This is a genomic window from Burkholderia sp. Bp8984, assembly GCF_003853755.1.
In the GTDB taxonomy this organism is placed as follows: Bacteria; Pseudomonadota; Gammaproteobacteria; order Burkholderiales; family Burkholderiaceae; genus Burkholderia.
In genome coordinates this window covers 1-20,204 of record NZ_QTQN01000053.1, presented here as the reverse complement: position 1 = coordinate 20,204, position 20,204 = coordinate 1, and the positions used below count along the sequence as shown (strand labels likewise).

Annotated in this window: 16 protein-coding genes and 2 riboswitches; of the genes, 11 read left to right on the top strand and 5 right to left on the bottom strand. The window is 69.8% G+C overall.

From position 1 onward, the window contains the following. Window positions 1-38: 38 nt before the first annotated feature. The 5 genes from DID98_RS33290 to DID98_RS33270 form a co-directional block, all read right to left on the bottom strand. Window positions 39-1,013, bottom strand: coding sequence for an ABC transporter permease (locus tag DID98_RS33290; RefSeq protein ID WP_044848741.1), 975 nt, complete (start codon window positions 1,011-1,013; stop codon window positions 39-41). Window positions 1,014-1,078: 65 nt separating this feature from the next. Continuing rightward, on the bottom strand, window positions 1,079-3,061 hold the full coding sequence (gene atzF, locus DID98_RS33285) for an allophanate hydrolase (protein ID WP_124572073.1): 1,983 nt from the start codon (window positions 3,059-3,061) through the stop codon (window positions 1,079-1,081). Continuing rightward, complete coding sequence (gene uca / locus DID98_RS33280) at window positions 3,058-6,648, bottom strand: urea carboxylase (RefSeq protein ID WP_124572072.1); 3,591 nt, start codon at window positions 6,646-6,648, stop codon at window positions 3,058-3,060. The genes atzF and uca overlap by 4 nt, the downstream gene beginning before the upstream one ends. A 37-nt stretch (window positions 6,649-6,685) precedes the next feature. Further along, a complete protein-coding gene (locus tag DID98_RS33275) occupies window positions 6,686-7,342 on the bottom strand; it encodes an urea amidolyase associated protein UAAP2 (RefSeq protein WP_044848699.1) in 657 nt (218 codons plus the stop codon). Between the two features lie 11 nt (window positions 7,343-7,353). After that, window positions 7,354-8,109: an urea amidolyase associated protein UAAP1 gene (locus tag DID98_RS33270; protein WP_124489568.1), complete on the bottom strand. Its 756-nt coding sequence runs from the start codon at window positions 8,107-8,109 to the stop codon at window positions 7,354-7,356. 57 nt (window positions 8,110-8,166) lie between these two features. Next, window positions 8,167-8,300: riboswitch (guanidine-I (ykkC/yxkD leader) on the bottom strand. Window positions 8,301-8,757: 457 nt separating this feature from the next. After that, window positions 8,758-8,879: riboswitch (guanidine-I (ykkC/yxkD leader) on the top strand. Window positions 8,880-9,017: 138 nt separating this feature from the next. Between DID98_RS33270 and DID98_RS33260 the strand changes: the two genes are divergently transcribed. From DID98_RS33260 to DID98_RS33210, 11 genes are all read left to right on the top strand, one after another. Then, the gene (locus DID98_RS33260) at window positions 9,018-10,040 is read left to right on the top strand and encodes an ABC transporter substrate-binding protein (RefSeq protein WP_124572071.1); all 1,023 of its coding nucleotides are present in this window, start codon (window positions 9,018-9,020) and stop codon (window positions 10,038-10,040) included. Window positions 10,041-10,371: 331 nt separating this feature from the next. Continuing rightward, window positions 10,372-12,066, top strand: a complete 1,695-nt coding sequence (locus DID98_RS33255; protein ID WP_221622545.1) for a 5-guanidino-2-oxopentanoate decarboxylase — start codon at window positions 10,372-10,374, stop codon at window positions 12,064-12,066. Then, complete coding sequence (locus DID98_RS33250) at window positions 12,063-13,535, top strand: aldehyde dehydrogenase family protein (protein WP_124572070.1); 1,473 nt, start codon at window positions 12,063-12,065, stop codon at window positions 13,533-13,535. The genes DID98_RS33255 and DID98_RS33250 overlap by 4 nt, the downstream gene beginning before the upstream one ends. Before the next feature lie 148 nt (window positions 13,536-13,683). Next, window positions 13,684-14,781 carry a PotD/PotF family extracellular solute-binding protein gene (locus DID98_RS33245; RefSeq protein ID WP_124523434.1) on the top strand — a complete coding sequence of 366 codons (1,098 nt, stop codon included), beginning with the start codon at window positions 13,684-13,686 and terminating at the stop codon, window positions 14,779-14,781. 4 nt (window positions 14,782-14,785) lie between these two features. Beyond that, window positions 14,786-15,712, top strand: coding sequence for an ABC transporter permease (locus tag DID98_RS33240; RefSeq protein ID WP_124572069.1), 927 nt, complete (start codon window positions 14,786-14,788; stop codon window positions 15,710-15,712). Continuing rightward, window positions 15,709-16,551, top strand: coding sequence for an ABC transporter permease (locus DID98_RS33235; protein ID WP_124572068.1), 843 nt, complete (start codon window positions 15,709-15,711; stop codon window positions 16,549-16,551). The genes DID98_RS33240 and DID98_RS33235 overlap by 4 nt, the downstream gene beginning before the upstream one ends. A gap of 40 nt (window positions 16,552-16,591) precedes the next feature. After that, window positions 16,592-17,665 carry an ABC transporter ATP-binding protein gene (locus tag DID98_RS33230; RefSeq protein ID WP_124572067.1) on the top strand — a complete coding sequence of 358 codons (1,074 nt, stop codon included), beginning with the start codon at window positions 16,592-16,594 and terminating at the stop codon, window positions 17,663-17,665. 40 nt (window positions 17,666-17,705) lie between these two features. After that, a complete protein-coding gene (locus tag DID98_RS33225) occupies window positions 17,706-18,524 on the top strand; it encodes a transporter substrate-binding domain-containing protein (protein ID WP_124572066.1) in 819 nt (272 codons plus the stop codon). Window positions 18,525-18,567: 43 nt separating this feature from the next. Further along, window positions 18,568-19,332 (top strand): amino acid ABC transporter permease, encoded by a 765-nt coding sequence (locus tag DID98_RS33220; protein WP_124572065.1) that lies wholly within the window; start codon window positions 18,568-18,570, stop codon window positions 19,330-19,332. Further along, window positions 19,329-19,985 (top strand): amino acid ABC transporter permease, encoded by a 657-nt coding sequence (locus DID98_RS33215; protein WP_044848710.1) that lies wholly within the window; start codon window positions 19,329-19,331, stop codon window positions 19,983-19,985. Before DID98_RS33220 ends, DID98_RS33215 begins: the two co-directional genes overlap by 4 nt. 40 nt (window positions 19,986-20,025) lie before the next feature. Further along, window positions 20,026-20,204, top strand: a 179-nt coding sequence (locus DID98_RS33210; RefSeq protein ID WP_124529840.1) for an ATP-binding cassette domain-containing protein, incomplete at its 3' end; no start/stop codon positions are given.

The window sequence follows — 20,204 nt, the reverse complement described above, 5'->3', positions numbered from 1 at the left end:
TCTGCGAAAATCGGTAGATGGATGCGCGTCGACGGGTGTCACGCCTTCAGCGTGCGATCCCACGGAAACAGCTTGCGGCCGAGCAGCCCGAGCACGATGTCGGTGCCGAGGCCGATGATCCCGATCATCAGGATCGCCGCGTATACGTTGTCGAAATGCTGGTAGCGGGCCTGCTGGCTGATGTACCACGTGATGCCCGAACTCGTGCCGACGAGTTCGGCGACGATCAGGTAGGTCCACGCCCAGCCGAGCAGGATCCGCTGGTCGCGATACAGGTCCGGCAGCACGCCCGGAATCACGACGTGCGTGAGCAGCTTCAGCTTCTTCGTGCCGAGCGTCATCGCGGCCTCGAACAACCCGTATTCGAGCTTGCGCGTCGTGTTCGCGATGATCAGCACCTGCTGGAACAGCGTGCCGATCACGATGATCGCGATCTTCGGCGCGTCGTAGATGCCGAGAATCGCGACCATCAGCGCGCCGAACGCCGGCGCCGGCAGGTAGCGGAAGAACTCGAGGAACGGCTCCTGCAGCCGCGCGAGCGCACTGAAGGTGCCGCAGACGATGCCGAGCGGCACGCCGATCGCGGACGAGATCACGAAGCCCCAGAAGATGATCCGGATGCTGTGCCACAGGCTCTCGTGCAGCCACACGCCGTCGCGCGATGCGGGCGGCGTCGTGAACGCCGTGTAGAACGCGCGCAGCACCTGGTGCGGCGCGGGCAGGTAGACCGGGTTCGCGCGCACGCCTTCGGGCACGGCCGCGTGCGTCGCACGCGCATGCGCGAGCTCGTCGTCGAACACGTCGCGGTCGATCTGCATGCCGGCCTGGAAATAGTCGACGCTCCCGGGATTCGTGATGCGCATCTGCGGATGCCAGACGAACGGCACATAGCTGATCAGGCACCAGACGGCGCACGGCAGCAGGAACGACGCGAGGCCGAGCGTCCATTTGCCGCGCGTCGTCAGTTCGCGGCGCACGGCCAGCCAGCCGGTCGTGTTGCGGGTCATTGACATGGGAATCTCCGTATCGTTGCGGGTGCCGGTCGCGCGCCGCCCAAGGGCCACGCGCGACCGGGCGTTCATTGCAATGCGCCGCCGGCGGCCTGGGCGCGGTAAGCCCGCCAGCCGCCGAAGCGCGTGATGTCCTGCGCATCGTCGAGCGCCGCGCTTTCGCACAGGAAACCCTGCACCCGCGAGCCGTCCGCGAGCGCCAGCGTGCCGATGCCGAGCGGCGCCGCAATCCCGGCGACGAAGCTGCCGTAGGCATCGACCGGCATCTCCCAGATCTCGACCGCGATCGGCGCGCCACCGTCCGGCACGCGCACGAGGCCCGGCTTGGCGACGCCGCCGCTGGCCGCCGCGGACAGCGCGTAGAGGCGATAGGCGGCGGCCGTCGTCGTCGCGGCGACGAAACGCGCGCCCCGATCCGTGAGCTGCCCGTTCAGCGGCTCGCCACGCAGATGCGCGCCGACGACGGCCACGCGCACGACACCGGACGACGCGTTGGACGACACGCCCGACGACACATCGGACGACACGCCAGACGATGCGCCAAACGACACATCGGACGACACACCGGACGATGCGCCGGACGCAGGCGCCGCCGGCGCTGACGCCCCGGCATCGCCGACAACCGCATCGCCGCCCGCATCGCCGCCCGCGACGGCGCCACCGACCCACGCCTGCGCGAGATCCAGCAGCCGCGCATCGTCGTGCGCGCGGCCGACGAACGTGATCCCGAACGGCAAACCCGCATGCCGTCCGCTTTCGCACGTGCCGGCCGGCACCGCGATCGCCGACAGGTCGAGCAGGTTGACGAAATTCGTGTAGTAGCCGAAGCGCGAGTTGACGCCGATCGGGTCGGCTTCGAGCGCGTCGACGGTCGCGGTCGTCGCCGAGGTCGGCATCACGATCGCATCGAGCCCGCCCCATGCGCGATCGGCCTCGACGCGCAGCGTCGCGAGCCGGTCGAATGCCGCGAACGCATCGGCCGCGCTGAAACGCGACGCACCGCCGACGATCTCGCGGATCACCGGATGCAGCGCATCGGGTTCCCGCGCGGCGAATGCGCCGATCGCGGCGAGCCGCTCGGCCACCCACGGGCCTTCGTACAGCAGCCGCGCGGCGGCCAGGAACGGGCCGAAGTCGATCTCGACGACCCGCGCGCCGGTCGCGCGCAGGCGTTCGAGCGCAGTACCCCACGCCGCGCGATACGATTCGTCGCCGAAGAACTCGAGCTGATCGGCACGCGGCACGCCGAAGCGCAGCTGCGCGAGCGGCCGCCCCGGATGCGCGCGCAGTCTGTTGGCGCCCGGCAGCGGCTGCCACGCGCGCCCGTACGGATCGCCTTCGGTCACGCCATGCGCGACGTCGAACACGGCCCGCGCATCCGCCGGCGAGTGCGCGAACACCGACACGCAATCGAGCGAGCGGCAGGCCGGCACGACACCGAGCGTGCTCACCACGCCGCGGGTCGGCTTGAGCCCGACGAGGCCGTGGAACGCGGCCGGCACGCGCCCGGAGCCGGCCGTGTCGGTGCCGAGCGAGAAGGTCGCGACGCCGAGCGCGACCGCCACCGCCGACCCGGAACTCGACCCGCCCGACGCATAGCGCGGATCGAGCGCATTGCGGCATGCGCCGTAAGGCGAGCGCTGCCCCGAGAGCCCGGTCGCGAACTGGTCGAGATTGGTCTTGCCGACGGGGATCGCGCCGGCCGCGATCAGCCGCTCGACGACGGGCGCGCTGCGTGCGGGCGTGTACGCATAAGCCGGACAGGCCGCCGTCGTCGGGATGCCCGCGAGGTCGATGTTGTCCTTGATCGCGAACGGCACGCCGTACAGCGGCAGCGTCGCGATGTCGCGCCCGGCGAGCGCGTCGGCATACCGCGTCATCTCCGCGCGCGACAGCGGCCGGATCCACGCGTGATGCGGGTCGCCCGCGTCCAAATGCGCGGCGATCGCGTCGACGAGCGCATGCGGCGTCAGGTCGCCCGCTTCATAGCGCGCGCGCAGCGCGGCAATCGAGCGCAGCCCGGGCAGGAGGGAGCGTTCCGTCGTGTTCATGCGACCTCCTCGGCAGCACCCGCGCGCATCACCATCAGCCGCTGGCCGGCCACCACCGCCGCGCCCGGCGCGCAATCGATCGTCTCGATCGTGCCGTCTTCCGTTGCCGTCACCGCCACCTCCATCTTCATCGACTCGACGATCGCGACGACCTGTCCTTCGGTCACGCGCTCGCCGGCTTCGACCAGCACCTTCCACACGCTGCCCGACACGTCCGCGGCAATCGCCCGCTGCGTGTCGTCGAGCACGCCCGCCGCGCGCGCCGCCTGCCCGTCGCCCGGCTCCGCTTCGCCGACGTATTCCGCCTGCCCGGCCGCCCGCCATCGCTCGCGCTCGGCTTCGAACGCGGTTTGCTGCGCGGCCTTGAACGTCGCGATCGAATCCGCCTCGTCGCGCAGGAAGCGGTTGTATGCGCCCAGATCGAACACGGATTCCTCGATCTCGAGCGCCGCACGGCCCGCGATGAAATCCGCGCGCAGTGCGGTCAGCTCGGCTTCGCTGACTTCGTAGAAGCGGATCTCGTCGAAGAAGCGCAGCAGCCAGGGCTTGCCGGCCTCGAATTCGCGCGTGGTGCGGTGGCGGTTCCACATCTGCACGGTCCGGCCGACGAACTGGTAGCCGCCGGGCCCTTCCATCCCGTACACGCACAGATACGCACCGCCGATGCCGACCGCGTTCTCCGGCGTCCAGGTGCGCGCGGGGTTGTACTTCGTGGTCACCAGCCGGTGCCGCGGATCGATCGGCGTCGCGACCGGCGCGCCGAGATAGACGTCGCCGAGCCCCATCACCAGATAGCGCGCGTCGAACACGATGCGCTTGACGTCGTCGATGCTCGCCAGCCCGTTGATGCGCCGGATGAACTCGATATTGCTCGGGCACCACGGCGCATCGGGCCGCACCGACTGCATGTAGCGCTCGATCGCGATGCGCGTCGACGGGTCGTCCCACGACAGCGGCAGATGCACGATGCGGTTCGGCACGCGCATGTCGGCCACGTCGGGCAGTTCGCGCTCGGCTGCCTGCAGATGCGCGAGCAGCGTGGCGAGCGGCAGCGTCCGCGCGTCGAACTGCACCTGCAGCGAACGAATCCCCGGCGTCAGGTCGAGCATGCCGGGCAGCCGGTGCGCGTCGAGCCAGCACATCAGCGCATGCACGCGAAAGCGCAGGTTCAGGTCGAGCACGAGCGGCCCGTATTCGACCAGCACGTTGCGATCGCCGGAGCGCCGGTACACCACGCCGATGCCGCCGCCGGCCGCCGGATCGCGATGCAGCACGCAATCGTCCGGCGCGCCGGCGCAAGCCGCAGGCACGACCGCGGCGGCAGCAGGCGCGGGCGACACGCGGGCGCGCACGAACTGAACGGTGTCGCCCGGGCGCAACTGCCCGAGCTTCCACAACTCGTCGCGCACGACCGTCACCGGGCACACGAAGCCGCCCAGGCTCGGGCCGTCGGGGCCGAGGATCACCGGCATGTCGCCGGTGAAATCGACCGCACCGATCGCATACGCGTTGTCGTGGATGTTCGACGGATGCAGGCCCGCCTCGCCGCCGTCCACCCGCGCCCATTGCGGCTTCGGGCCGATCAGCCGCACGCCGGTGCGGCTGGAGTTGTAATGGACCGTCCACTGCGTGCCGTAGAGCATCGCGATGTCGTCGGGCGTGAAGAAGTCCGGCGCGCCGTGCGGACCGTCGAGCACGCCGAGCGTCCATGCGTGCGTCAGCGCGGGAACCTCGGCCGCGGCCAGCGTCGCGCCCGCGTCGCCGCGCCCCGCGTCCGCGTGCAGATGCAGCACGTCGCCCTTGCGCAGCGCGCGCCCCGCGTGGCCGCCGAACTGGCCGAGCGTGAAGGTCGCCTTGCTGCCGAGATAGTCGGGCACCTGCAGCCCGCCCTTCACGGCCAGGCATGCGCGCACGCCCGCGCCGGTCACGCCGCCGAGTTTGAGCACCGCGCCGGGCCGCGCGCGCAGCACCTGCCAGAACGGCGCCGGCTCGCCGTCGAGCGTGGCCGCGAGCGGCGCGCCGCCGAGCACGAACAGCGTCGCCGTGTTGAAGCGCAGCGTCGCGCCGACCATCGTGAATTCCAGCCCGGCCGCGTCGCGCGCGTTGCCGAGCAGCGCGTTCGCGAGGTCGAACGCGCGATCGTCCATCGGCCCGGACGGCGGCACGCCGACGCTCCAGTAGCCGACGCGCCCGGGGGCCTGCTGCACGGTGGTCTGCACGCCGCCGTCGAGCACGTCGATCGTGTGCGGCGCGAACGCGAAGCGCGACAGGAATGCCGTCGTCGGCGCGCCGCGCGCGAACGTGTCCGAGCCGGCGATCGCGCGCAGGTAGTCGAGGTTGGTCTCGATCCCGTACAGCTCGGTACGCGCGAGCGCGGCCTGCAATGCGGCCAGCGCGTCGCGCCGCGTATCGCCGCGCACGATCAGCTTCGCGAGCAGCGGATCGTAATGCGCGCTGATCTCGGTGCCCGCCTCGATCCAGCCGTCGACGCGCACGTCGTCCGGAAACGCGACGTGCGTGAGCAGGCCGGCGCTCGGCAGGAACTGCTTGTGCGGATCCTCCGCATACAGCCGCACCTGGATGCTCGCGCCGCGCGGCGCGACGGCGAGCGTGTCGAGCGGCGGCAGGTCGCCTTCGGCCTGCAAGATCATCCACTCCACGAGATCGACGCCCGTCACCGCTTCGGTCACGCAATGCTCGACCTGCAGGCGCGTATTCACCTCGAGGAAATAGAACTGGCGCGCGTTCGCGTCGAACACGAATTCGACGGTGCCGGCCGATGCGTAGCCGACCGCGCGGGCGAGCCGCACCGCGCTCGCGTGCAGCGCGTCGCGCTCGGCATCGGTCAGGTCCGGCGCGGGCGTTTCCTCGATCACCTTCTGGTTGCGGCGCTGCACCGAGCAATCGCGTTCGCCGAGCGCGATCGCGCCGCCCCGGCCGTCGCCGAAGATCTGCACTTCGATGTGCCGCGCGTGTTCGACGAACTTCTCGAGATAGACGCCCGCATGCGCGAAGTTCGCGTTGCCGAGCCGCACGACGGATTCGAACGCTGCCTCGAGCTGCGCGGCATCGCGGCAGAGCGACATGCCGATCCCGCCGCCGCCCGCGGTGCTTTTCAGCATCACCGGATAGCCGATCGCGCCGGCTTCGGCGAGCGCCGTCGCCACGTCGTCGAGCAGGCCCGTGCCCGGCAGCAGCGCGACGCCCTGTGCGGCGGCGAGCGCGCGCGCGGTGTGCTTGAGGCCGAACGCGCGCATGTGATCGCCGCGCGGGCCGATGAAGCGCAGCCCCGCCGCTTCGCATGCATCGGCGAAGCCCGCATGCTCGGACAGGAAGCCGTAGCCGGGATGCACGGCCTGCGCGCCGGTCTCGCGCGCGGCGGCGAGGATCGCCGCGACGTTCAGGTAGCTGTCGGCGGCGGGCGCCGGCCCGACCCGCACGGCTTCGTCGGCGAGCGCCACGTGACGCGCGTCGCGATCGGCGTCCGAATAGATCGCGACCGACGCGATGCCGAGCCGCTTCAGCGTGCGGATCACGCGGCATGCGATTTCGCCGCGGTTCGCGACGAGGACTTTGGCGAATCTCATGCGGCCTCCCGCGAACGATGGCGAGCGTGGGCGTGGTTCATTCGGCCTCCCAGATCGTGAGGCGCACGGGCGTCGGGTTGTAGCCGTTGCACGGGTTGTTGAGCTGCGGGCAGTTCGAGATCAGCACCGTGACGTCCATCTCCGCGCGCATCTCGACGTACTTGCCGGGCGCGGAAATGCCATCCTCGAACGTGAGCCCGCCGAGCGGCGTGACGGGCACGTTCATGAAGAAGTTGACGTTGCCGACGAGGTCGCGCTTGCCGAGCCGCGCACCCGCGCCGCACGTGCAGTGCGCGATCGCGTTGAGGAAGCTGTCGCGGCAGTTGTGCATGTAGCGCTTGTCGAGCGCATAGCGCACGGTGTTGCTCTCGGCCGCGCACGCGCCACCGAGCGTGTCGTGGCGCCCGCACGTGTCGGCGACGATCGTCACCATCGGGTTGCCCCGGCTGGACAGCAGCACGCTGCCCGCGCTCAGGTACAGGTTGCGCTGCGCGCGAATCGTGTCCTGCGCGCTGTAGCGCTCCTCGGTGTCGTCGGTGCGGTAGAACAACGTGTCGACCGCCTGGTTGCCTTCCAGGTCGAGGATGCGGAAGACCTGGCCGCGTTTCAGGTCGTGCAGCCACGGTTCGCCCGCGTTCAGCGTGGTGTCGTGGATCGCGTCGCGCGGGTCGAGACGGCTTTCGATGATCGGCATGGTCCGGCTCCTTACGCGAACAGGCGGTCGGTGTTGGTGAAGCCGCGCATGTTCTCGGCGCACGCGCGCCGGCACGGGTCGTCCTCGGGCGCGGCGCCGTCCGCCGGATACGCGCGGTACGCGATCAGCTTCACGGGCTTCGGCGCATAGTCGGTACGCGGATCGAGCGGATGCGGCGCGGTCGAGAACGCCGCGAGCGTGTTCATCTCGAAGCGCAGGTCGAGCGCGCTGCCGGCCGGCGAATGTCCGGCGACGAAATCGAGCGTGCCGTCGTCGCGCGTGTCGAGCCGGCTGAAGAAGTTGACGTTCGCGGCGAGATCGCGCGCCGACAGTCCGTATTTCGCGAGCTCGAGCACGAGGCTGTCGCGGCCGTTGCGGATCATCGCGTTGCGATCGGCCTGGTACGAGCTCGTGCCGTACTTGTGCGCGAACAACCGCGCATCGCCGACGCCGCCGAGCGGGTCGTGCCAGCCGAGCGTGTCGGCCGTGATCGACGCGATCACGCGCCCCATGTCCGTGTACAGCGCATGGCCGCGCGTGAGATGCGCGGTGTGCTGCGCCTTCAGCGTATCGGCCATGTTGTAGCGTTCGAGCGGGTCTTCCTGGCGATGAAACACGGCGGACAGGTTCGCGCCGCCGTCGACGTCGACGAGGCGCAGCGCGAGGCCGCGGCGCAGGATACCGGACCAGTGGGTGCCAGCGGGAATCAGCGTTTCCCACACGACGTGCGGCGGCGGGGCAAGGAGGGCTTGGGGGCTCGGCGACATGGCGGCTCCGTGGAGGGTTGGACAAAAGGCGTGAGAGGGCGACCGAACGACATCGCGACCTCCCGGGCTTTTATCCCTCCGTGGAGCCTCGCCGTTTCCTCGAATCGAGGCGAAGGCAAGACCGGATTGCTCTCGGACCAGTCATCGCGCGGCGCGAACGCCGCACGACCGGAACCCTAGCGATCCTGAAGATGATGCAAATTGCTTCGCACCTCTCGAGCGTCAATCTAGCGAGTTGCGTGCCAGCCGCCGTGCAACGACCACACGACGACCGCGCAACGACCGCACGACGCGGCACGACGGCGCGACGACCCGCGGCATGCACGAGTCGGCGGCGACGACGGCTTGCCCTCGCAGCGGGCGTGCGGCGCACCATGCGCATGCGATCGCGCACCGGCGCAGTGCGGATCGTGCGCACCTGCGCCGCGCGTTCGGCAATGGCATGGGCATTGCTGAACGGATGCATCGTCACTCGATATCTCACGCGTCATGAACAAGCTCGACCTGCTCCGGCGCGCATTGAGCGCGCTGTTCTCCGCCCGCTTCATCGAACTTCAGCGCGCCGCGCGGCGCCGTTGAATCGCGTGACCGCGTGCCATTGGCACGCTTCTCGCTCGGCATGACGCCGAGAGGTGCGGCAGCGTCGCATCTTAGGGGTGCTAGGGTTCCGGTTCATCGAACGTCTGGTCCGAGAGCAGCCCGGCGCGGGTGCGTCCGATCGCGAGACCGGACGCACCCGCGCTACACGGCGGGACAAAAGCCCGGGAGATTGGCGATGGCAACGGCCGTCGCGCCTCTCCGTGGCCGCTTCGTTCGTTCCGCATCCGCAGGAACCGGCCACGCGGCCGGACCGCGCACAGGCGCGGTCCGAATCGACGATCCCGATCCCGGTCTCCTGGAGAACAACGATGACCCGTCCCGCCCCGGCGTTCCGCCGCCTGCCGTCCCTCCGTTTCGTCCGTCATGCACTGGGGGCCGCCGTCACGGCCGCCGCGCTGTTGACGGCGCCCGCCGTGCACGCGGCCGCGCCGCTGAAGATCGGCTACAGCGACTGGCCCGGCTGGGTCGCGTTCCAGGTCGCGCTCGACAAGGGCTGGTTCAAGGAAGCCGGCGTCGACGTCGACTTCGAATGGTTCGATTATTCGGCGTCGCTCGACGCGTTTTCCGCGGGCAAGCTCGACGCGGTCGCGGCGACCAACGGCGATGCGCTCGTCACCGGCGCGGCCGGCGCGAAGAACGTGATGATCCTGCTGACCGACTATTCGGCCGGCAACGACATGATCGTCGCGAAGCCGCCGCTGCGCACCGTCGAAGGCCTGAAGGGCAAGAAGGTCGGCGTCGAGCTCGGCCTGGTCGATCACCTGCTGCTCGAAACCGCGCTGCAGAAGCACGGGCTCAAGGACGGCGACGTCACGCTCGTGAATGCGAAAACCAACGAACTGCCGCAGGTGCTCGGCTCGTCGTCCGACATCGCCGCGGTGGCCGCCTGGCAGCCGAACGCGGGCGAGGCGCTGAAGCGCGCACCGGGCGCACGGGCGATCTTCACGTCGGCGGATGCGCCGGGGCTGATCTACGATGCGATCACGGTCGCGCCGGCGAGCCTCGCCGCGCGCCGGGCCGACTGGGCGAAGGTGGTCAAGGTCTGGTACCGCTGCGTCGCGTACATCAACGACCCGAAGACGCAGGCCGACGCGGTCAGGATCATGTCCGCGCGTGTCGGGCTCGCGCCGGAACAATACCTTCCGCTGCTGAAGGGCACGCACCTGCTCGACGAGGCTGCCGCAAAGCGTGCGTTCCGCAAGGGCGACGGGCTCGACTCGATCTATGGCTCGACGCGCAACGCGAATGCGTTCAACGTGCGTAACGCCGTGTACAAACAGTCGCAGGACGTCGACGCGTATATCGATCCGCGCTTCACCGCGCCGCACTGACCGTCGCGGGTTCGCCTGCAGGCCGGGCCGGGCATGCCGGTGACGGGTCCGGCCCGCTCACCACGAACATCCGGGCACGCGCGTGCCCGATGGAGATCGAAGCAGCAGGACGCGGGAATCGTGCGCGGGCCGAACGGTTCCCGCGCATGCCGACCGCTCGCCGCGGCAAGCGTCGGGCCGTCGGCAAGCCTCGACGCCGCCATGCACGGCGCTCATGCGCTGCATGAAAACTAATCGATTGTTGGCAGCGCCGATCGACCCCGACAATCCGCTTCATGCCCGTTGCTTGCGGTACGGGCCACTCCCCCTCCCAATCGGCACGTCACGATCCATGAACCATCCCGCCCCTGTCTCCTGCATTGCCGAGGCCTGCGCGGCCACGGCCGCTCCGTTCCATGCGCGCCCCCGCACCTGCGGCGAAGCGCTCGTCGATCTTCTCGAACGCCAGGGTGTCGAATGCGTGTTCGGCATTCCCGGCGTGCATACCGTCGAGCTCTATCGCGGCCTCGCCGCATCGTCGATCCGTCATGTGACGCCGCGCCACGAACAGGGGGCCGGATTCATGGCCGACGGCTATGCCCGCGTCACCGGCCGGCCGGGCGTCTGCTTCATCATCACCGGGCCGGGGATGACCAATATCGCGACCGCGATGGCACAGGCCTACGCGGACTCGATTCCGATGCTGGTGATCTCGAGCGTCAACGCGCGGCGCGAACTCGGCAGCGGCGACGGCCGCCTGCACGAGCTGCCGTCGCAGCGCGACGTGTTCGCGGGGCTCACCGCGTTCTCGCACACGCTGCTCGACGCGGCCGACCTGCCGCAGGTCCTCGCGCGCGCCTTCGCGGTGTTCGAAAGCGCGCGTCCGCGGCCCGTGCATATCGAGATCCCGCTCGACGTGATCGTGATGCCGGCGCCCGCGCTGCCCGCCGCGCCGCTCGCGCTGCCCGCGCGCCCCGCGCCGGACGCGAACGCGCTCGCGGCAGCCGCCGACCTGCTCGCGCAGGCCCGGCGGCCGCTGATCCTGGCCGGCGGCGGCGCGATCCACGCCGCGACGGAACTGCGCGAACTCGCCGAACGCCTGCACGCGCCAGTCGCGCTGACGATCAACGCGAAGGGCCTGCTGCCGGCCGGCCACCCGTTGCTGATCGGCTCCACCCAGTCGCTGCCGGCCACGCGCGCGGCGATCCGCGAGGCTGACGTGGTGCTCGCGGTCGGCACCGAACTCGGCGAAACCGATTACGACGTCACGTTCGACGGTGGCTTCGCGATCGATGGCCGGCTGATCCGCATCGACATCGACGCGCAACAGCTGATGCGCAACGCGCGCGCCGAAATCGCCATCGCCGGCGATGCGCGGCTGACGCTCGGCGCGCTGTCGACCCGCCTGCACGAACGGCCGGCGCCGGCACCCGAGCCCGGCTGGGGCGCGCCGCGGGTGGCCGCCGTGCGCGCCGCGATCGCGGCCGGCCACGACGGCGCCGCGCGTGCCCAGGCACGGCTGATCGACACCATCGTCACCGCACTGCCCGGCGCGATCATCGCCGGCGATTCGACGAGCCCCGTCTACGTCGGCAATTTCACGCACGATGCGCCGGCACCGCGCAGCTGGTTCAACTCGTCGACCGGCTACGGCACGCTCGGCTACGGGCTGCCCGCCTCGATCGGCGCAAAGCTCGCCGCGCCTGCGCGGGCCGTGGTGTGCCTGATCGGCGACGGCGGCCTGCAGTTCACGCTGCCGGAGCTCGCGAGCGCGGTCGAGGCTCGCGTGCCGGTGATCGTGATCGTCTGGAACAACCGCGGTTACGGCGAGATCCGCAAATACATGGTCGAGCGCGACATCACGCCGGTCGGCGTCGATCCGTATACGCCCGATTTCCAGACGCTCGCACGCGGCTTCGGCTGCGCGGCGCAGGCGGCCGCGACGCCCCACGCGCTGGCCGACGCGCTGCGCGATGCGACGGCACGTCCGATGCCGACCGTGATCGAAATCGACGAGGCAACCTGGTTCGAACAGGTGCGGCGATGAGCACGACACCGGATCTCGCGTTCGATCCGCCGCTGCACACGCGCCACTTCATCGACGGCACGTGGCGCACGAGCGTCGGCGGCGCGACGCTGCCCGTCGTCGACCCGTCGACGGAAATGGTCATCGCCGAGGTCAGCGCAGGCGGCGACGCCGACGTCGAGCATGCCGTGCAAGCCGCCTCGCGCGCGTTTCGCGACTGGAAACGCACGACCGGCGCCACACGCGCGGCGCTGCTGCGTGCCATCGCGCGCGGCGTCGACGCACGGCGCACGCGGCTCGCGACACTGCAGTCGCTCAACAACGGCAAGCCGTTCGCCGAAGCCGAGATCGACGTCGCCGACGTGATCGCCACCTTCGACTACTACGCGGGCCTCGCGGATGCCCTCGACACCGACGGCGAAACCGAGATCGCGCTGCCCGGCGGCGATCATCGCGCGTGGATCCGGCGCGAACCGGCCGGCGTCGCCGCGCTGATCGTGCCGTGGAATTTCCCGATGGTCACGACCGCATGGAAGCTCGCGCCCGCGCTCGCCGCCGGCTGCACCGTCGTGCTGAAGCCGTCCGAGATCACGCCGCTGCCCGAGCTCGAACTCGCCGCGATCGTCGCCGAAGCGGGCCTGCCGCCCGGCGTGCTGAACGTCGTGACGGGCACCGGCCACGAGGTCGGTGCCCGGCTGTGCGCGCATCCGCTCGTCGCGAAGGTGTCGTTTACCGGCAGCACGGCAGTCGGCGCGCAGGTCATGAAGACGGCCGCGGACACGATCAAGGGCGTCGGTCTCGAACTCGGCGGCAAATCGTCGATCGTCGTGTTCGACGACGCCGACCTCGATCACGCGGTCGAACTGATCGCGGGCGGCGGCCTGTTCAACGCCGGGCAGATGTGTTCGGCGACCTCGCGCGTGCTCGTGGCCGCCCCGCTCGCCGACGACCTGATCGCGCGCCTCGCGCGACGGATCGAGACGACCGTCGTCGGCCCGCCGTTCGCACCCGGCGTGCAGATGGGCCCGTTGACGAACCGCGCGCAATACGAACGCGTGAAGCGCCACATCGCACAGGGCCGCGCCGACGGCGCGCGGCTCGTGACGGGCGGCGACGCGCTCGCCGGCCCCGGCTACTTCATCCGCCCCGCGCTGTTCGCCGACGTGCCGGCCGGCTGCGCGCTATGGCGCGACGAAATTTTCGGGCCGGTGCTGTGCATGCGCGCGTTCGACGCCGAGGACGACGCGATCGCGGCCGCCAACGATACCGAATACGGGCTCGTCGCAACCGTCGTCACGCGCGACGCGGCGCGCGGCAGGCGCGTCGCCAATGCGCTCGAGGCGGGCGTCGTATGGATCAACACACCGCAACTGATCTATCCGCAAACCTCATGGGGCGGCTACAAGCGCAGCAGCGTCGGGCGCGAGCTCGGCCCGTTCGGGCTGGCCGCCTTCCAGGAAATCAAGCAGGTCATGACGGCGGCCCGCTGAGGCCGGCGACCCATGCGTTTATGTCATGGCGCGCATGCGGATATTTCGTTTGTTGCGGAAATTTGACCTCCCTACAGTTCATCCACACCCGCGCCGCCATCCGGCGACCGGCATCGAACCACCCGGCATCGTTCATCAGGAGACGGCCATGCAACACTTCAAGGCGGGCAGAAGGCAGGTGATCAAAACCCTCGGCACGGCACTCGCCGCATCCGCCATTCCGATGCCGTTCATCAGGACTGCGAAGGCTCAGTCGGGCAGCTTCGCGGGCAAGACGCTGCGCCTGCTCACCTGGTCCGACGATACCGGCGCGGCCGCGCTGCGCAACATCGCGGAAACCTTCAGCAAGCAGACCGGCGCGCGCGTGATCGCCGATCGCGCGGACGGCACGTCGGGGATGGTCGCGAAGGTCAAGGCCGCGGGCGAGCGGCCGACCTACGACGTCATCACGCTCGCGGGCGTCGGCGCGGCCGGCCTCGCCGACGCCGGCCTGCTCGCGAAGCCCGACCTGAACCGGCTGCCGAACCTGAAGGACGTCGCGCCGCAATACCGCACGGGCGCGAACGGCTTCGGCATCGGCTACCTGCTGTGGTCGGACGGGCTGATCTACAACACGGCGACCGTGAAGAGCGCGCCGTCGAGCTACGAGGCACTGTGGGATCCGAAGTATGCGGGGCGGCTGTTCCTGCCGCCGCCGGAGTGGGCCGAAGCGGTCGACCTCGCGATCATCGCCGCGAAGCTGGCCGGCGGCTCGCAGCAGAACATCGATCCCGGGTTCAGAAAGCTCGCGCAGCTCAAGGATCGCGTGATGACCCTCGGCGAGAACCCGAACCAGGTCGCCGACCTGTTCCGCACCGGCTCGCTCGACATCGGCGGCATCTATTCGCCGGCGTTCTTCCCGGACCAGATCCGCAAGCCCGACTACAAGATGGGCGTGACGTACGGAATGAAGGAAGGCTTCGCGACGCAACTGATGTTCACGGTGATCCCGAAGGCGCATCCGGGCGACCTCGACCTGATCCACGCGTTCATCAACCATTCGCTCGACGCGGGCGTGCAGGGCCGGATGGCGGCCGACGTGCTGAACGGGCCCGTGAACGGCAAGGCCGTGATTCCCGCGGAAAGCCGCGCGTTCGTGCCGTCGCCGCAGCAGATCGCGGAGAAGGCCGTGCTGCACGACGACAAGGCGCTCGCCGTCGTCCAGCCGGCGTGGATCAAGCGCTACACGGGCCTCTTCGCGGCGTAACGACATGGCCTCCCTGTCCTCCCCCCGCGACGCGGCGCCGGCCGCCGGCACACCGGCCGGCGCCGGCTCGGACGCCGGGCCCGCGCTGGCCGGCGTACCGCCGTGGCTGCTGCTCGCGCCGATCCTCGCGTTCCTCGCGGTGCTCGCCGCCGCGACGCTCACCGTGTTGCGCATGAGCGTCGGCGTATCCGGCGACGAATGGCGGACCTTCACGCTGCAGAATTACGCCGATCTCGCGGACCCGTACTTCACGAAATCGCTGTGGCTCACGCTGCGCCTCGCGTTCCAGAGCATGGTGTGCGCGGTGCTGCTCGCGATCCCGGTCGCGCTCGCGATGGCGCGCACCGAATCGCGGCTCGCGCGCCGGCTGATGCTCGCCGGCGTCTTGCTGCCGCTGCTCGTGAACCTGCTGCTGCAAGGTTATGGCTGGCTCGTGATGCTCGGCCCGGCGGGATTGCTCAATCGCGCGCTGCTGGCCTCGGGCGTCGTCGACCGGCCGCTGCAACTGCTGTACCGCGAGCACGGCGTGCTGCTCGGGCTGATCCAGACCGCGTTCCCGCTCGCCGTGCTGCCGCTGTCGAGCGCGCTGCGCGCGGTGTCCCGCGCCTACGACGAAGCCGCCGCGACGCTCGGCGCGAGCCGCTGGCAGACGCTGCGGCACGTGACGCTGCCGCTCGCGATGCCCGGCCTCGTCGCCGGCGCGCTGCTCGTGTTCGCATACAACGCCAGCGCATTCGCGGTGCCGCTGCTGCTCGGCGGCCGACGCGTGCCGATGCTCGCGGTGCTCGTGCACGACCAGGTCGCGCCGCTGCTCAACTGGCCCGCCGCGTCGGCATCGGGCGTCGTGCTGATGGCCACGACGCTCGTCGTGATGGCGGTGTCCCAGCGCCTCGTGCGCACCCTGCAACGTGCCGGCGAGGTGAGCCGATGAATACCCTGCTCTTGCGTACGCCACTGCCCGGCCGCCTCGGTCGCGCGACGGGCACGCTCGCGACGCTCGTGCTGTTGCTCGCCGCGCTGCCGATCCTGACGATGATCACGATGTCGTTCGGCGCATCGGGCACGCTCGAATTCCCGCCGCGCGAGTTCAGCCTGCACTGGTATCGCGCCGCCTGGCAGACGTTCGTGTCGTCCGATGCGGGCAGCGCGCAGTCGATGGGCGCCGCGTTGACGACCAGCCTCGTCGTCGCGGTCGCGACGATGCTGATCGCGACCGTCGTGTCGGTGCCCGCGGCCTACGCGCTGTCGCGCTGCCGCTTCCGCGGCAAGGCGCTCGTCGAGCAGCTCGTCGCGTTGCCGATCGTCTATCCGCTCGTGATGCTCGGCCTCGCGCTGCTGATCGTGTTCAACGCGCTGCCGGTCGAGCTCGGCATCGTGCGGCTCGTGGTCGCGCACGTGATCCTGACGCTGCCGTTCACCGTGAAGAACTGCGCGGCCTCGGTTGCGTCGATCGGCCCCGACTTCGAGGAAGCCGCGTGCGTGATGGGTGCAAGCCCGCGGCGCGCGCTCGTCGACGTCGTGCTGCCGCTGATGCGGCCCGGGATTCTCGCCGGGATGCTGTTCGCGTTCATCGTGTCGTTCAACGAATTCACGGTGACGTTCTTCCTGTACGGCATCGACACGATGACCCTGCCGGTCTGGCTCTACAGCCGCACCGTGTCGTCGCTCGACCCGACCGTGTTCTGCTTCGCCGTGTTCACGGTCGCGATCGACTTCGCGCTGATCTGGATGCTCGAAAAACTCGTCGGCGACAAGGGCGTCGCGCTCTGATGCGCGCACGGCCCCGCCCTCGACCATGCAAGGAACCGTCATGACCCAGCTCATCCTCCAGAACGTGACCAAGCGCTTCCACCAGGCGTATGCGGTCGATCACGTCGACCTGTCGGTGCCGGACGGCAAGCTCGTCTGCTTTCTCGGCCCGTCCGGCTGCGGCAAGACCACGCTGATGCGGATCATCGCCGGCCTCGACACGCCGACCTCCGGCACGGTGACGTTCGCCGGCCGCGACCTCACGCACGTGCCCGCCAACCGGCGCGACTTCGGCATGGTGTTCCAGTCGCTCGCGCTGTTTCCGCACATGACGGTCGCGCAGAACATCGCGTACCCGCTGCGGCTGCGCAAGACGGACCGGGCCGCGCAGGCGCGGCGCGTCGCCGAGCTGCTGGAGCTGATCCAGCTGCCGCACATGGCCGACCGGCTCGTCACGCAGCTGTCGGGCGGGCAGCGCCAGCGCGTCGCGATCGCGCGCGCGATCGCGTCGTCGCCGCGCCTGCTGCTGCTCGACGAGCCGCTGTCGGCGCTCGACGCGAAACTGCGCGAAGCGATGCAGGTCGAGATCCGGCTGCTGCAGCAACGGCTCGGCATCACGACGATCATGGTCACGCACGACCAGCGCGAAGCGATGACGATGGCCGACGAGATCGTCGTGATGGAGAAAGGCCGCATCCAGCAGGTCGGCCGGCCGCTCGACATCTATCGCGACCCGGTCAACGAATTCGTCGCCGACTTCATCGGCCTCGGCAACATCCTGCCGGTCGCGCGCGACGGCGACGACGCGATCGTCCTGCCGGGCGGACAGCGGCTCTCGATCGGGCGCGCGCCCGACACGCCACGCGCGCCCGACGCCGTGCGCCTGCTGATTCGTCCCGAGGACGTATGCGTGCGGCCGGGCGCGACGGCGTCGGGCGCGCCGAACACGCTCGCCGGCACGATCACGTTCGTGCGCGACGTCGGCGCGTCGATCGAGGCGACCATCGATTGCCGCGGCTTCACGCTGACGGCCGCGACCACGCCGCGCGAGACACCCGACCTGCACGTCGGCATGCCGGTTGCCGCCGAACTGCCGGCACACGCATGCAAGCTGATCGCCGCACGCGGCGCCTGATTTTCCTTTCGTTCCCCAACGCAGCAACAAGGATCCCGCCATGAACGCATCGACCCAAGCCAACCGCCTCGTGCGACGCCTGCTCGCCCGCACCGCCCTCCTCTGCGCCTGCGCCGCCGGCGTGGCCGCCGTCGCGCCGCTCGCGCACGCCGACGCGCTCGACACGATCGCCAAATCGGGCGTCGTGCGCATCGGCGTGTTCGAGGACTACCCGCCGTTCGGTTCGATCGGCCCCGACATGAAGCCGCAGGGCTACGACATCGACATGGCGAACCTGATCGGCAAGGCGCTCAACGCGAAGGTCGAACTCGTACAGGTCACCGGCGACAACCGGATGGCGTATCTCGCCGACCGCAAGACCGACATGCTGCTGTCGGTCGGACAGACGCCGGAGCGCGCGAAGGTGATCGACTTCTCGAACGCGTATGCGCCGTACTACCTCGCGGTGTTCGGCCCGAAGTCGCTCGCCGTGAAGGGCAACGCCGATCTCGCCGGCAAATCGGTCGCGGTCGCGCGCGGCACGCTCGAGGACCTGAGCATCAGCAAGGTCGCGCCGCCGAGCGCGACGATCAAGCGCTTCGACGACCCGAACGGCGCGATCGCGGCGTTCCTGTCGGGACAGGCGCAACTGCTGGTGGTGGGCAACGACGTGGGCGCCACGATCATCGCGCGTCATCCGTCGATCGATCCGGAACAGAAGTTCTCGCTGTTCAGCTCGCCCGACCACGTCGGCCTGAACAAGAACGAGCCGCGCCTGATGCAGAAGGTCAACGAAGCGATCGCCGGCGCAAAGAAGAACGGCACGCTGAACACCCTGTCGCAGAAGTGGCTGCACGCTGCCCTGCCGGCCGATCTGTGATGCGCAGCGCCTTCGCCCCGCACGCTCGACCCAAGGCATCGCGATGAGCTACGTGTTCGACTTCAGCGATTTCGGTCTCTACGCCGGCATGCTCGCGCGCGGCGTCGGCGTGACGCTCGCCCTGACCGCGGCCGCGACCGTGCTCGGCGGCCTGCTCGGCACCGGCGGCGCGTGGATCGCGCTCGCCGGCCCGCGCTGGGCGCGCGCGCTCGTCGCGTCCTACGTCGAGCTGATCCGCAATACGCCGTTCCTGGTCCAGTTGTTCTTCATCTTCTTCGGGCTGCCCGCGCTCGGCGTACACCTCGACGAAGCGCAGGCGGCCGTGCTCGCGATGACGGTCAACCTGGGTGCCTATGCGGTCGAGATCCTGCGCGCCGGGATCGAATCGGTGCCGCACGGGCAAGTGCAGGCCGCGCGGGCGCTCGGGCTGCACGGCCGGCAGGTGTTCGGCCACGTCGTGCTGCCGCAGGCGCTCGCGAACGTGTACCCCGCGCTGCTCGGGCAGGTCCTGATCGTGATGCTCGGCTCGGCGGTCGTGTCGCAGATCTCGGTGCCCGACCTGACCTACGCGGCCAACTTCATCCAGTCGCGCAACTTCCGCGCGTTCGAGATCTACATCGTCGTGACCGCGATCTACCTGCTGCTGTCGATCGCGCTGCGCATGCTGCTCAATCGCGTCGGCCGGCGGCTGTTCGCCGGTCGCACGCGCCACGGCGCGGCTGCCGCACCGCGGCGCACGCGGGTTGCCCGCTTCACGTGGCGCGCCCGCTCCCCTGCAACCCACCTGCCGACGGAACGTGCGCGATGATCGAATTCACCTTCCAGGATATTGCATGGAACCTGCTGCTCGCCGCGCGCTGGACCGTGCTGCTGTCGCTGATCACGTTCGCCGGCGGCGGCCTCGCCGGGTTCGCGCTGCTGGCGATGCGCATCTCGCCCGTGCCGGCGCTGCGCCGCTTCGTGATCCTGTACATCGAACTGTTCCAGGGCACGCCGTTGCTGATGCAACTGTTCCTCGGCTTCTTCGGATTGCCGCTGGTCGGCATCGACGTGACGCCGTGGGTCGCGGCGTCGGTCGTGCTGACGCTGAATGCCAGCGCCTGTCTGGCCGACATCTGGCGCGGCTGCGTCGACGCGGTCCCGCACGGCCAGTGGCACGCGGCGGCCAGCCTCGGCATGACGTGGACCCAGCGGCTGCGCTACGTGGTATGGCCGCAGGCGTGGAAGATCGCGCTCGCCCCGACCGTCGGTTTCCTCGTGCAGGCGGTGAAGAGCACCGCGCTCACGTCGATCATCGGGCTGACCGAACTGACCAAGACCGGCAACATCATCACCAACGCGGTATTCAAGCCGTTTCCGATCTACGCGATGGTCGCGCTGCTGTACTTCGCGATGTGCTTCCCGCTGACGTGGTATGCGCGCACGCTCGAGCGCCGCTATCGCGTCGCGAAGGCGCGCTGAACCGGCGCCGCGCGCGCCTCATTACGATGCAGGAACTTTCATGATTTCCATCAGCAACGTTTCCAAGTGGTACGGCCAGTTTCAGGTCCTCGCCGAGTGCACGACCGAGGTGAAGAAAGGCGAGGTGGTGGTCGTCTGCGGCCCGTCCGGCTCGGGCAAGTCGACGCTGATCAAGACCGTGAACGGCCTCGAGCCGTTCCAGCAGGGCGAGATCCTCGT

Coding starts and splice junctions, on each gene's coding strand:
- DID98_RS33240 (WP_124572069.1), top strand. CDS start 14,786: ATGGCCTCCCTGTCCTCCCCCCGCGACGCGGCGCCGGCCGCCGGCACA.
- DID98_RS33230 (WP_124572067.1), top strand. CDS start 16,592: ATGACCCAGCTCATCCTCCAGAACGTGACCAAGCGCTTCCACCAGGCG.
- DID98_RS33290 (WP_044848741.1), bottom strand. CDS start 1,013: ATGTCAATGACCCGCAACACGACCGGCTGGCTGGCCGTGCGCCGCGAA.
- atzF (WP_124572073.1), bottom strand. CDS start 3,061: ATGAACACGACGGAACGCTCCCTCCTGCCCGGGCTGCGCTCGATTGCC.
- DID98_RS33260 (WP_124572071.1), top strand. CDS start 9,018: ATGACCCGTCCCGCCCCGGCGTTCCGCCGCCTGCCGTCCCTCCGTTTC.
- DID98_RS33255 (WP_221622545.1), top strand. CDS start 10,372: ATGAACCATCCCGCCCCTGTCTCCTGCATTGCCGAGGCCTGCGCGGCC.
- DID98_RS33220 (WP_124572065.1), top strand. CDS start 18,568: ATGAGCTACGTGTTCGACTTCAGCGATTTCGGTCTCTACGCCGGCATG.
- DID98_RS33235 (WP_124572068.1), top strand. CDS start 15,709: ATGAATACCCTGCTCTTGCGTACGCCACTGCCCGGCCGCCTCGGTCGC.
- DID98_RS33215 (WP_044848710.1), top strand. CDS start 19,329: ATGATCGAATTCACCTTCCAGGATATTGCATGGAACCTGCTGCTCGCC.
- DID98_RS33225 (WP_124572066.1), top strand. CDS start 17,706: ATGAACGCATCGACCCAAGCCAACCGCCTCGTGCGACGCCTGCTCGCC.
- DID98_RS33245 (WP_124523434.1), top strand. CDS start 13,684: ATGCAACACTTCAAGGCGGGCAGAAGGCAGGTGATCAAAACCCTCGGC.
- DID98_RS33270 (WP_124489568.1), bottom strand. CDS start 8,109: ATGTCGCCGAGCCCCCAAGCCCTCCTTGCCCCGCCGCCGCACGTCGTG.
- DID98_RS33250 (WP_124572070.1), top strand. CDS start 12,063: ATGAGCACGACACCGGATCTCGCGTTCGATCCGCCGCTGCACACGCGC.
- uca (WP_124572072.1), bottom strand. CDS start 6,648: ATGAGATTCGCCAAAGTCCTCGTCGCGAACCGCGGCGAAATCGCATGC.
- DID98_RS33275 (WP_044848699.1), bottom strand. CDS start 7,342: ATGCCGATCATCGAAAGCCGTCTCGACCCGCGCGACGCGATCCACGAC.